This is a genomic window from Streptomyces sp. RK62, assembly GCF_018070255.1.
GTDB lineage: Bacteria > Actinomycetota > Actinomycetes > Streptomycetales > Streptomycetaceae > Streptomyces > Streptomyces nigra.
In genome coordinates, this window is the sequence record NZ_JAGPYD010000001.1 from 427,023 (window position 1) to 439,551 (window position 12,529).

The 12,529-nt window shown below is 73.3% G+C and carries 9 protein-coding genes and 2 pseudogenes; 6 read left to right on the forward strand and 5 right to left on the reverse strand.

Annotation, left to right across the window (positions count from 1 at the left end; translation table 11 throughout):
• Positions 1 to 152: 152 nt before the first annotated feature.
• On the reverse strand, positions 153 to 1,577 hold the full coding sequence (locus KBY32_RS01795; protein WP_210978552.1) for an NAD-dependent succinate-semialdehyde dehydrogenase: 1,425 nt from the start codon (positions 1,575 to 1,577) through the stop codon (positions 153 to 155).
• A gap of 193 nt (positions 1,578 to 1,770) precedes the next feature.
• Between KBY32_RS01795 and KBY32_RS01800 the strand changes: the two genes are divergently transcribed.
• Entirely contained in the window at positions 1,771 to 2,151 is a 381-nt protein-coding gene (locus KBY32_RS01800) for a DUF2267 domain-containing protein (protein ID WP_210978553.1), read from the forward strand.
• A 308-nt stretch (positions 2,152 to 2,459) separates the two neighbouring features.
• A complete protein-coding gene (locus KBY32_RS01805) occupies positions 2,460 to 3,305 on the forward strand; it encodes an aldo/keto reductase (RefSeq protein ID WP_210978554.1) in 846 nt (281 codons plus the stop codon).
• A 405-nt stretch (positions 3,306 to 3,710) separates the two neighbouring features.
• Here the strand turns inward: KBY32_RS01805 and KBY32_RS01810 are convergent, their stop codons facing one another.
• A complete protein-coding gene (locus KBY32_RS01810) occupies positions 3,711 to 4,091 on the reverse strand; it encodes a DUF2267 domain-containing protein (RefSeq protein ID WP_210978555.1) in 381 nt (126 codons plus the stop codon).
• Positions 4,092 to 4,688: 597 nt separating this feature from the next.
• Here KBY32_RS01810 and KBY32_RS01815 point away from each other — a divergent pair.
• From KBY32_RS01815 to KBY32_RS01830, 4 genes and pseudogenes are all read left to right on the forward strand, one after another.
• Positions 4,689 to 5,255 (forward strand): type 1 glutamine amidotransferase domain-containing protein, encoded by a 567-nt coding sequence (locus tag KBY32_RS01815; RefSeq protein WP_210978556.1) that lies wholly within the window; start codon positions 4,689 to 4,691, stop codon positions 5,253 to 5,255.
• A 445-nt stretch (positions 5,256 to 5,700) separates the two neighbouring features.
• A pseudogene (locus KBY32_RS01820) lies at positions 5,701 to 6,137 on the forward strand (thioredoxin family protein); the annotation flags it as partial.
• Between the two features lie 143 nt (positions 6,138 to 6,280).
• Positions 6,281 to 6,703, forward strand: coding sequence for an aspartate 1-decarboxylase (gene panD / locus KBY32_RS01825; RefSeq protein ID WP_055619025.1), 423 nt, complete (start codon positions 6,281 to 6,283; stop codon positions 6,701 to 6,703).
• Positions 6,704 to 6,713: 10 nt separating this feature from the next.
• Positions 6,714 to 7,064 (forward strand): annotated as a pseudogene (locus tag KBY32_RS01830) (GNAT family N-acetyltransferase); the annotation flags it as partial.
• A 433-nt stretch (positions 7,065 to 7,497) separates the two neighbouring features.
• Here KBY32_RS01830 and KBY32_RS01835 read toward each other — a convergent pair.
• The 3 genes from KBY32_RS01835 to gndA form a co-directional block, all read right to left on the reverse strand.
• Positions 7,498 to 9,069 carry an alpha/beta fold hydrolase gene (locus KBY32_RS01835; protein WP_210978557.1) on the reverse strand — a complete coding sequence of 524 codons (1,572 nt, stop codon included), beginning with the start codon at positions 9,067 to 9,069 and terminating at the stop codon, positions 7,498 to 7,500.
• Complete coding sequence (locus KBY32_RS01840; RefSeq protein ID WP_210978558.1) at positions 9,066 to 10,658, reverse strand: alpha/beta fold hydrolase; 1,593 nt, start codon at positions 10,656 to 10,658, stop codon at positions 9,066 to 9,068. Before KBY32_RS01840 ends, KBY32_RS01835 begins: the two co-directional genes overlap by 4 nt.
• A gap of 408 nt (positions 10,659 to 11,066) precedes the next feature.
• Positions 11,067 to 12,506, reverse strand: coding sequence for an NADP-dependent phosphogluconate dehydrogenase (gene gndA / locus KBY32_RS01845; RefSeq protein WP_210978559.1), 1,440 nt, complete (start codon positions 12,504 to 12,506; stop codon positions 11,067 to 11,069).
• Between the last annotated feature and the right edge of the window lie 23 nt (positions 12,507 to 12,529).

Here is a 12,529-nt window from a genome sequence, read left to right on the forward strand (position 1 = left end):
GCGCTTTGCGGCAGCTGGACGGCTGACGGCTCCGGGAGCCGACCGCGCCCCTCGACCGACCGGACCCACCGCAGTCAGGGGGCGCCAGGTCAAGGTGTGGCGCCCCCCGGGCGTTCATTCGGCGCGGCTTTGCCGGTCGACCGGCTCGCGGATCAGCCCAGTACCTCCTCGATCGGGGCGTCGGCGTCCACGGAGCGCACGAGCTTGCGGTTCGCGAACTCCACGATGCCCACGTCGCCGAGTTCGCGCCCGTAGCCGGAGCGCTTGATGCCGCCGAAGGGCAGCTCCGGCCGGGACGCGGTCGGGTGGTTGATCCACACCATGCCCGCCTCCAACCGGTCCGCGACTCCGCGAGCACGTTCCGGGTCGGCGGCGAAGACCGCGCCTCCCAGGCCGTAGGGGGAGGTGTTGGCCAGTGCCACGGCCTCGTCCTCGTCGGCGACCCGGTAGACCGTGGCCACGGGACCGAAGAGCTCTTCCCGGTAGGCCCGCATGTCCGGTGTGACGTCGGTGAGAAGGGTTGGCTCGACGAAGGCGCCCGGCAGGTCGGGCCGCCCGCCGCCCAGCACCACCGTGGCTCCCTTGTCCACCGCGTCACGGACCTGCTCCATCAGCAGGTCGGCCGCGGCCTCGGAGGACAGCGGGCCGAGCGTGGTGGCGGGGTCGGCCGGATCTCCCGGTCGCACCTCGCTCATCCGGTCACGCAGCCCGGCGACGAACGCGTCGTAGACGTCGGCAAGGACGATGAAGCGCTTGGCCGCCACGCAGCACTGCCCGGTGTTGCCCATCCGGCCGAGGAACGCGGCGTACACCGTGCGCTCGAGGTTGTGACCGTCCAGCACGACGAAGGGATCACTGCCACCCAGCTCGAGGACGGACTTCTTGACGTTCCGGCCGGCGATCTCGCCCAGACTCACGCCCGCCCGCTCGCTTCCGGTCAGCGACGCTCCCTGCACCCGCGAGTCGTCGATGATCTTCCCGACGTCCCTGCCCCGCACGAAGAGGTTCGTGTAGACCCCCGGCGGCACCCCCGCATCCCTGAACAACTGCTCGACCGCCATCGCGGACTGGGGGCAACTGCTCGCGTGCTTGAGGAGGATCGTGTTGCCGAGGACGAGGTTCGGACCCGCGAATCGGACGACCTGGTACAGCGGGAAGTTCCACGGCATCACACCGAGAAGGACGCCGAGTGGCTCGTTCACCAGGACGGCCGTGCCCCCGGTCACCGGCAGGGGGCGTTCCTCCAGCAGCTCGGGGCCGTGCTCGCCGTAGTGGACGAGGATGTCGGACGCGAGGTCGACCTCCGCACGGCTCGAGTCGATCAGCTTGCCGACCTCGAGGGTCAGGAGGTGCGCCAGTTCCTCCTTGCGCTCCCTCATCAGCCGGCCGGCGCGCTGCACGAGGGCTCCCCGGTCGGCCGTCGACCGGGCACGCCAGTCCGGATAGCCGGAGTGCGCCGCGTCGATCGCGCGCGCCACGTCCTCCGTGCTCAGCGGCGGGAACTCACGGACCCTTTCACCGGTGTACGGGTTGACCGTGGCGATGGGGCTTCCCTGGGCAGTGGCGTGGGCGTCCATGACGCCTCCCTGGGGTCGGGGTACCTCGGGTCCCCCCGCCCGGACCCGCTCACACGCGCAGGTCCGGTCCCATGTCCCGGCGCGGGCCGTCGTGGTCACCGCCGTCCGTGGGCGGGCGCGGGCCGGGCCGGCGTGCCAGGCTTGCAGGGGTCCGCGCCGATCGTCGCAACACAGCAGGGAAGGAGGGCGACCCATGGATGAGCGGGAATTCGTCCGTACCGTCGCCGAGCGCACCGGACTGGGCCGCGAGGAGGCGGCCGACCTGACCCGGGCCACGCTCGAGACGCTGGCCCACCGGCTGAGCCCGGGGGAGGCCAGGGACCTGGTCATCGAACTCCCCGAGGGCCTCGCAGACGCGGTGCGCCGGGGAACCACGGATCGGATCGAGCGCTTCGGGCACACCGACAGCGTGCAACGCGTCGCCCAACGCACCATGCTCAAGGAGGAGGAGGCCGACCGGGGTGTGCGCACCGTCCTGGCCGTGCTCCGCGAGGCGATCAGCGAGAAGGAGTTCACCGACCTGATGTCGCAGCTCGGAACGGACTTCTCCCAGGCCGTCGAATCCGCCGGGTGACATCCGCGGATCGTCGGTCCCTCGCGGCCGTCGTGGCGTGAGGGGCACACCGGGGCCCGGGCGTCACAGGGCGAGGACGTGCAGAACGCGATGATCGGTTTCGCGACGGTCCTCTCCTGCGGCGCCGTCGTGTCGGTGGTCGTCGCGTTGCGGGATCGGGCACCAGGTCCGGGCGAGCTCCCGGCGAGGTCCGCACACCCCTCCTGACCTCCCCGCGGCGTATGCGGCGCGGCTGTCTGGGGGGCGTGCGGCTGGGCACCCGGTGCGGGTGCGCGGGCCACGGATCCGCGGCAGACGGGAGGCCCCAGATGTCTGCGGAATCGGCCGGAACGATCGCGCTCCCCTCCGGTGAGGAGATCGCCGCTGCAGGACAGGGCACCTGGTACCTGGGCGAGGACCCGGGCCGGCGTGAACAGGAGATCGCCGCGCTGCGGCTGGGCGTGGACCTGGGGATGACCGTCGTCGACACGGCGGAGATGTACGGCGACGGAGCGGCCGAGGAACTCGTCGGTGAGGCCCTCCGCGGACGGCGGGACGAGGTCTTCCTCGTCAGCAAGGTGCTGCCCGGCCACGCCGACCGGAAGGGCACCGTCGCCGCCTGCGAGGGCAGCCTGCGGCGGCTCGGTACGGACCGGCTGGACCTGTACCTGCTGCACTGGCGGGGGCGGTGGCCCCTCGAGGAGACCCTGGCGGGATTCACCGACCTGATGGAGGCGGGGAAGATCCGGTACTGGGGCGTGAGCAATCTGGACGTCGCCGACATGACCGAACTGGCCACCCTCCCCGGCGGCGACGCCGTGGCCGTCGACCAGGTGCTGTACAACCTCTCCCGGCGCGGCATCGAGTGGGATCTGCTCCCCTGGTGCCGCGAGGCCGAGGTGGCGGTCATGGCCTACTCCCCGATCGAGCAGGGGCGGATCCTGGGGGCCGAGGCACTGGGTGCCGTGGCCCGGGCCCTCGGAGCTACACCGGCCCAGGTGGCACTGGCCTGGGTGCTGGAACAGGGGGTGTCGGCGATCCCGCGTTCCGGATCGCCCGACCACGTACGGGAGAACCGCGGCGCGGTGGACCTCCGCCTTCCCACCGAGGCGCTCGAAGTCCTCGACGAGGCGTTCCCGCCGCCCACCGCGGCCACACCCCTGGAGATGCTCTGAAGGAGTGGACAGGACGACGCGCCCGCTCGTCGTCGGATTGGGAGGTTCGCTGCGCACCCCGTCGACCAGCCTCACCGCACTGCGTGTGGCCGTCGAGGGGGCGGCCGACGCGGGCGCCTACACCCGGACGCTCGACCTCAAGCGGCCGCGTCTCCCGTTTCTACACGTCCGAGCGCGCGGTCCGTGTTGTCGGCGATCCACCGGACGTCCTGTCGGAACGGCCGTTGCGCCCCGCCTTCGACGTCCACGGATGCGCCGGCTGAGGGAACTGGCGACTGTGTCATGCGATCTCCGGCGATGCCATACGGAGTGCGAGTCCGGGCTCGGATCCGAGCCCGAGTCCGGGTCCGGATACGGGTGCGGGTGAGGGTGCGAGGCCGGGAGTCCGAGTGCGCGTCGGACGTGTCACTGGCGCGGAGCGCCGACGAGAGCCTCGAAGTCCCGGGGCAACTGGGACATCACCTGGCGGAACTCGCCCTCACTGACCGCGTCCCGCAGGGTGCTCAGCTCCGCCCGTACGCCCTCGCGGGCCTCGTCCGGGCTCACGTTCGCCCGCCTGCTCACCCGATCGATGAACTCGTCGAGTCCGAAGGACTCGGCCTCCGGAGTGGGGGAGACCATCGGTTCCTTCAGCTGCTCGGGCAGTTCGGACGCGAGGTCCGCGGCCTCACCCCGGGTGAGCCGTTCGGCCAGGGTTTCCAGGGTGGCACGGGTGAGGGGCTCCGCCTTCTCCGGCGGGACGGGGGCGCGCCGGGTGACGGTGTCGAGGAAGGTGTCGTAGTCCATGAGCCGTTCCCCTTCTGAAGTCTGAAGCTCCGCGACGGCGTGGCGTAAGACCCGGGAGAGGCACCGCGGGGTGCGTCGTGCGCGTGGTGGCTGCGGGCTGATGCCCGTCATGGTGCGTGCGCCTCAGCACAGGTCACTTCCATGCTCGGGACGCGGGCCGCTCCCTGCCTGCTCCCGACGGGCGGAAATACGGCGGACTCCGTGGACCTCCGGGCACAGGTGCGGACGGCCGCCGCCACGGCAGCGCGGACACCGCCGCCGCTCTGCCGGACGGGCGTCACGGCGCCCTGCCCGTAGTGCCCCTTCCGCGTCGAGAGCGTGCGACGGCCCGAGCGGTCGGGCGATGTCCGTCAGCCCCCCGAGGTCGGTGGACCACGGGGGCAGGCTGTTCTGCCGGGGCAGGAAAGGGAGTTCTTCTTCGGCCTGGGGTGCGGAGGCGGCCGGCGGGTGGGCTCTGCGAATCTCGATCGGTAACAGCCGATGGCGGCGCCTGCGGGGTCCGGGCCGAAGTCGCCGGACCAGCGATCCGGGTGGGCGCTGCCGGGTGTCCCTGCCCCTCTTGTCGTACCACCAGCGAATCGTGAGCGGAGCCACACCATGACACAGGAACTGCACGGGATGCGGGTGGCGATTCTGGCCACCGACGGCGTCGAGCGCGTGGAACTCGACCTGCCGCGCGGTGCGCTGCAGGGCGCGGGGGCGAAGACCGAGATCATCTCGCTCCGTCCCGGAGAGATCCAGGCCCGCCAGTTCGACCTCAACGGGGCGGGAACCTTCCCGGTGGACCGCCTGGTCACCGACGCCTCCGTCGGCGACTACCACGCCCTGCTCCTGCCCGGCGGCACCATGAACCCCGACCAGCTGCGCATGGACCGCGACGCGGTGCGGTTCGTCAAGGACTTCATGGCCAGCGGGAAGCCGGTCGCGTCGATCTGCCACGGCCCCTGGACCCTGGTGGAAGCCGACGCCGTGCGCGGCCGCCGCCTGACGTCCTGGCCCAGCATCCGCACCGACCTGCGCAACGCCGGCGCGGAGGTCGTCACCGATCAGGAGGTGGTCGTCGACGGGCAGCTGATCACCAGCCGCGGCCCGGCCGACCTGCCTGCCTTCTGCGCCGCCATCGTCGAGCAGTTCGCCCGGGCGCACCACCCCATGCCCGGCTGAACCGACGGGCAGGGAACGGCGCCGGCGCACGTGCCTCAGCACATGCGTGAGCCCCGCCGCCTCGTTCCCGGGCCGACCCTGAGGCGCCCCGCCCCGAGGCGCGAACCCGGTCGGCGACCCGTCTCCTGTCCTCGCGGAGCGACGTCGGTTCCGCTTTTCGACCCGCGGGGCGCAGGCGGGATGACGGTGAACAGCCACGTCGGGGCCTGTAGGGACCGCTCGGAGGTCCGACGGCGGAACGAGTGGCCGGGACGTCGCCGACGAGGCCGTCCGGCTGGTCGCGGGGCCGGCGCGAACACGGAGGGTGCCCCCTCCCGGGGGCGGCCACCCGGTCCGCCGGCTGAACGAGTTTCGAAGCCGGGCGGACAGGGCCCGGAGATGGGAGAGGCCCGCGCCGCGGTCAAGCCGCTGACCAGCCCGAGGACGGGAAGGGAGCGCAGGCGGCATGAGCACGATGCAGGCCATCACCGTGACGCGCCCCAACTGCGGGCGCACCAACCGGATCCCGGTGGCAGCCGAGGGCCGCCCCGAGTGCGGCAACCGCAAACAACCCCTGCCCTGGCTGGTGGACGCGGGCGACGACGACTTCGCCGAGGTCGTCGAGCGGGCCGACGTGCCCGTCGTCGACCTGTGGGCCGTATGGTGCGGCCCCTGCCGCATGGTCAGTCCCGCACTGGAGAAAGTCGCCACCGAACTCGCCGGCCGCATCAAACTCGTCAAGGTCGACATCGACAAGAACCCACGCCTGGCCGGCGGTTCGAGGTCCAGGCCGTACCGACCCTGCTGATCCTTGACCACGGCGAGACGGTCGTCCGGCAGGCGGGGGCCGCACCCGCCCCCGTTCTGCGCCGGCGGGGGGAACAATGGATCACCACCCGGAAGGTGTTGGCCGGAGTGTTTGCCCCCCGTCACACCCGCTGGGCGATGTTCCTCACAACCGTCCTCTCAGACGTGTGCCCGTGTACAGTGAAGACCGCCCTTGACCTGCACAAAGCCGGCAGGGAGCCGTCTTCCAGGAGTTGAAAATGCTGCGCACCATGTTCAAGTCCAAGATCCACCGTGCCACCGTCACCCAGGCCGACCTGCACTACGTGGGGTCGGTGACCATCGACGCGGAGCTGCTCGACGCCGCCGATCTGCTGCCCGGTGAGCTCGTCCACATCGTCGACATCACCAACGGCGCCCGGCTGGAGACGTACGTCATCGAGGGCGAGCGCGGGTCCGGCGTCATCGGGATCAACGGGGCCGCCGCCCATCTCGTGCACCCCGGCGACCTCGTGATCATCATCAGTTACGCTCAGATGACCGACGCCGAGGCGCGGGAGTTCGAGCCGCGGGTCGTGCACGTGGACGGCGCCAACCGGATCGTCGCCCTCGGCGCCGACCCGTCCGAGCCGGTGCCGGGCTCCGACCAGGAGCGCAGCCCGCAAGCCGTGCCAGTGTCCTGAACCCCAGGAGCGTGCGATGAGCGACATCGAGATCCGCGACGACCGGGCGGCGGGCCGCTTGGAGGCCGTGCAGGGCGACGAGGTCGTCGGCCGTGTCGAGTACTTCGTCCTCGACGAACCTGCCCGTGCCCTCGTCCCCGTCCACACCGTCGTGGAGCCCGCCCACGAGGGCAAGGGCATCGCCGGCTCCCTCGCCCGCGAGCTGTACCGGACGGCGGAGCGCGAGGGCGTCGTCGTGGCGCCGCTCTGCCCGTACGTCGTCAAGTGGGCCGAGCGGCACCCGGACGAGGCCCCGGCCGCCGATCCCCAGCTGCTCGCGGCCGCGAAGCGCTGGCTGCGGGATCATCCCGGGCGGTTCTGAGGGCGGGCGTGGTGCGGGCGGGTGACTGCCCGCGCCGGGCCCGGGTACGCGGGGCAGTAGTCCAGAGCCGACGTGCGTCGAGTCCCTGGAGGACGCCATGACGAACCCGCATCCGGACCCGGTCCCCGGACCGGCGCCGGACCCGGAGCCCCAGCACCCCGAGCCCCATCCGGTCCCGCCCCCGGAGCCCCCGCCGGTTCCCCAGCCGCCCACGCCCGGGCCGCCGCCCCCCACACCTGGGCCGCCGCCCCCGACCCCCGGGCCGCCGCCTCCGCCCACGCCGGGCCCGCCGCCGGGACCCGATCCGGTGCCGCCGGGGCCGCCGACTCCACCGGACCCCGTTCCGCCGGGTCCGTCCCCGTCGCCCGTTCCGCCGGGGCCCGAGCCGGTGCCGAACCCCGAGCCCGGGCCGCCGCTCAGCTGACCGCCGACCCTACGAGGGCAGCGGCGCGATCTCGAACCGCGGCGGGCGTACGGTCGCCAGGCACGACCGGTCCGCCGCGGTCGGGGACCGGAAGAACGACACGGTGATGGACTGCGCGCACGGCGACTCCGCGAACGCGACATGGGCGACGTAGGGCACCGTGACCACCGTGGACCGGCTCAGTGTGCGGGCGACGTACGCGCCGTTGCTCGCGCCGGTCTGCGCGTCGAAACCGGCCGACATCACGAGCGTCGGGATGGAGCTGCGTGTCACGTTCCGGATCGACGGGGGCGCCGGTGGCACGTTCCAGGCACGGCAGTCGTCGTGCAGGAACGGCAGCTGGGGCGCGTTGGCCAGCACCGAGCGCGGGAACGACGGGAAGGCCTGGCGGCCCGCGCGGATCACGTCGGCCTCCGTCTCGTACGGCGTCCACTCCCGGCAGAAGACGCCGTAGGCCAGGCCGTGGGCCAGCCGTCCGACGGCCTGCGGGCTGAGCTTGCCGCCAGCCCACTGCTCGGCGATCCGCGACGGGTCGCCGTGGGCCAGCGCGTCGATGGAGCGCGGTACGCCCGCCGCCAGGTGCGTGGCGGAGGTCAGCCAGTTGACCAGGACGCCGCCGTCGAGGACGACCTTCACCGGGGACGGCCGGTCCGGGACCCGTACGGTCGTGGTGATCGGGCGGGCCTCCAACTGACGTACGAGACGCTCGAACGTCGCCTGCAGGTTCGGGTAGCGGCGGGCGCAGGCCGGCTGCTGGGCGCAGGCGCGGAACAGGCCGTCGAAGCCCTGCCGTGCCGCGCTCCAGGTGAGGCTCGCGCCGGCCAGGGACGGCGGCAGGACGCCGTCGATGCCGACGGACCGCAGGCCCTGCGGGTACCGGCGCATATAGGTGAGCGCGAGGTCGGTGCCGTAGGAGATCCCGAAGACGTTCCACCAGCGCAGGCCGAGGGCCGCCCGCAGGTCCGCGTAGTCGGCGGCGCTCTCGGAGGTGTCGTAGGCGGGCAGGTCGGCTCCGAGGCGGGCCAGCCGGTCCCGGCACTCCCGGGTCGCCCGGACGTGCAGCCGGCCGGTGGAGGGGGCGTTGTAGACGAGGCCGACCGCGCGGGCGTTGAACTCGTCGATGTTCGGGCAGGTGAGGGCAGGTTCGGCGGAGTAGGTGCCGCGCTGGGACATGAAGATGACGTCCCGGTCGCGGTTCAGGCCGCCGTTCACGGCGAGCTGCGCCTCGGACACCGCGTCGTCGCCGGGGCCGCCCGCGAACCACACGATCGGGTCGGACGCCCGCCGTTCGACCGCCGGGACGATCGCCACCCCGAGCGTGATCCGGCGTCCACCGGGCCGCGACCGGTTCTCCGGCACCGTCAGTGTGCCGCAGCGGGCGCCTTCCAGGGCGGGCACCGGGTCGGCGGTCCTCGGGCAGGGGCCCGGCGTGAAGCGGGCGTGCCCGGCGGTGCGGGCGACCGTGCCGAGCGGGGCCGGCCCGTCGCCGCCGGCATGGGCGGGCGGCACCGCGAGACCGGTGACGAGGGCGCCGGCGGCGAGGGCGGCCGGCAGCCAGGGGTGGGGACGGGTGGTGGTCATGCGGTCTCCGGTGGGGGAGTGATGGTGAACGGCTTCGGGGCGAGCCCCGACACGCAGCGGGTGTCGGGCCCGGTCGGGCGGGTCAGGAAGGACGCGAGGACGCGTTGCGCGCACGGCGACTGCGGGACGACCCAGTGCCCGATGCCGGGGATGCGGACCGTCGTCGAGCGGGACAGGGTGCGGGCCGCGTAGGCGCCCCAGCGGGCCCCGGTCTTCGCGTCGAACGTGCCCGACAGGACCAGCGCCGGTACCGCGCTCGTCGTCGTGACCCGCTGGACGGCGGTCCGGTCCGGGACGTCCCACACGCGGCACACGTCGTGCTCGAACGGCAGCTGCGGTGCCTGCGCCAGCACGCTGTCCGGCCAGCCGGGGAACGCCCGCCGGCCCGCCCGCAGCAGGTCCGCCCGCGAGTACCCGGGGACCCACTCGGCGCAGGCCACCGACTGCGTGAGCCCGTGCGCGAACTCGCCGACGACCGGGGTGGCGCCCGCCGCGCGGGCCCGCGCGAACCGCTCCGGGTTCCCGTGCGCCAGCTCGTCCAGGGCCGCGGGCACGTCGACGGCCGGTACGGCGTTGGCGACGAGCAGATTGACCAGCGCGCCCCCGTCGAGGACGACCCGCACCGGCGCACCCCCGGACGGCGGTGCCGCCATCACCGTGAGCGGCCGCGCCTCCAGTCGCCGGACCTGCTCGGTGAGCGTGCGCCGCAGGTCGGGGTAGCGGTGCGCGCACCGGGGCTGGGCCGCGCACGCGGCGAAGATCGTGGTGATGCCCTCGCGGGCGCTGTCCCACGTCCACGGCAGGCTGACGACCTGCGGCGGGACCACGGAGTCGATCGCGACCGAGCGGACACCCCAGGGGTGCCGGCGCAGATAGGTGAGTGCGAGATCGGTGCCGTAGGAGTAGCCGTAGACGTTCCACCGCTCGATGCCCAGCGCCCGGCGCAGATCGGCGAAGTCGGCGGCGTTCTCGGTGGTGTTGTAGGCGCTCAGGTCGACGCCCGAGGCCGTGAGGCGGTCCCGGCACGCCCGGGTCGCCCGCACCAGGCGGCGGCCGGTCGAGGGTGCGTCGTAGCGCAGCCCGACCGCCTCGGCGTAGAACCGGTCGACCTCCGGGCAGGCCAGGTTCGGCCGGGAGTGGAGGGTGCCGCGCTGGGCCATGACGATCAGGTCGCGGTCCCGGTTCACGCCCGAGTCGATCAGGAACGGGATGTCGCTGATCGCGTCGGCCCCGGGGCCGCCCGTCATGAAGACCACCGGGTCCGCGGCGGGCCGACCCGAGGCGGCCGGGACGATCGCCACGGTCAGCCGGACGGTACGGCCGCCGCGCCGGGCACGGTTCTCCGGCACCTCCAGATACCCGCACCGGCCGGGCACCGGCTCCGGTGTCGTGGGGCAGGGGCCGGGCACGAAGCGCGCCGGCACCAGCGGCCGGGGTTCACCCCCGCCTGCGGCGCTCGGGGTGGGGGCGAGGACGGCGAGGAAGGCCAGTCCCGCCGTGACGAGGGCCGCGCCTGAGCGCGCGCGTCCCCGGTGCCGGGTCCGGCCGCGCGGCGCCGGGCAGCCCGTTCCGAAGTCCTGTTCCGCCATGTGATCCCGTCTCTGGAACGTCCCGGCCACACCGGCGTCGAGGACACCGGAGGGCGCCGTCCGCCCTCATGGATCGTGGCGGGCACGGCGTAGGCCAGCCTCGGCGGACGGCCGGGCGCCCACCACCCGGGAACGCCACTTGGGGCAGTCGGCCTCACCCGGACAGCCGTCCGCCCCGCCCCCGGGCCGAGACCGGGGGCGGGGCGGACGACGCGACGGAATCGGTCGCGGCTAGGTCGTGTCCGCAAAGTCCCGCCTGCCGTTCGACGCCCGGCACGCACTCTCGCCGCACCGGCCGGCCACCCGCGTACAACCAGTACGCGGAAGCCCGTCCGGCGCGCCGAGAGCACGCACCGGACGCCGCTCGGCCCGCCCTACGGGCGGACGACGCGACTTTGCGGACACGACCTAGGCCGGCACCTCCGAGCGGTCCCCGCCCCACAGCGTGTGGAAGGAGCCGTCCCGGTCGACGCGGCGGTAGGTGTGGGCGCCGAAGAAGTCCCGCTGCCCCTGGGTGAGGGCGGCCGGCAGCCGCTCCGCGCGCAGCGCGTCGTAGTAGGCGAGGGCCGCCGCGAAGCCCGGCGTGGGCACGCCCTGGCGGGTCGCGGCGATCAGGACCTCGCGCCAGTCGTCCTGCGCGTCGGCGATCTCCTGCGCGAACGTCTCGTCCGACAGCAGGCTCGGCAGGTCCGGGCGGGTGTCGTAGGCGGCCCGGATACGGTCCAGGAACGCGGCGCGGATGATGCAGCCGCCGCGCCAGATCGCCGAGACGGCGCCCAGGTCGATGTCCCAGTCGTACTCGTCGCGGGCCGCGTCGATCTCGTGGAAGCCCTGCGTGTACGACACGATCTTCGAGGCGTACAGCGCCTGCTCGACCCGGTCGGCGAACGCGGCGGCCTCCGACTCGCCCAGCGGGGCGGCCTTCGGTCCGGCCAGTCCGCGCGACGCCTCGCGCAGCGCCGCGTGCCCGGACAGCGACCGGGCGAAGACGGCCTCGGCGATGCCCGACACCGGCACGCCGAGGTCGAGGGCGATCTGCACGGTCCAGCGGCCCGTGCCCTTCTGCTCGGCCTGGTCGACGACGACGTCCACGAACGGCTTGCCGGTCGCCGCGTCCACGTGGGACAGCACCTCGGCGGTGATCTCGATCAGGTAGGAGTCCAGGCGGCCCTGGTTCCAGGTGCGGAAGATCTCCGCGATCTGCGCGGGCTCGTACCCGGCGACGTCCCGCAGCAACTGGTACGCCTCACCGATGAGCTGCATGTCGGCGTACTCGATGCCGTTGTGCACCATCTTCACGAAGTGCCCGGCGCCGTCGGGGCCGACGTGCGTCACACAGGGCGCTCCGTCCTTCGCCTTCGCGGAGATCTTCTCCAGCATCGGGCCCAGCGAGTCGTACGACTCCTTCGGGCCGCCCGGCATGATGCTGGGCCCGTTGAGAGCGCCCTCCTCACCGCCGGAGACGCCCATGCCGACGAAGTGGATGCCCTGCTCGCGCAGGTCGCGCTCGCGGCGGCGGGTGTCCGCGAAGTGCGCGTTGCCGCCGTCGATGATCATGTCGCCGGGCTCGAGCAGCGGCGCGAACTCCTGGATCACGGCGTCGGTCGGCTCACCGGCCTTCACCATGATGACGAGCCGCCGCGGGCGCTCCAGCGCCGCCACGAACTCCTTGGCGGTCTCGGCCGCGATGAAGTCGCCCTCGCCGCCGAACTCGTCCACCAGAGCCCGGGTACGCGCCGGCGTACGGTTGTGCACCGCGACCGTGTAGCCGTTGCGGGCGAAGTTGCGGGCGAGGTTGCGGCCCATGACCGCGAGACCCGTGACGCCGATCTGCGCCGAAGTGCTCATGCCGTTGGCTCCTAGTGATCTCG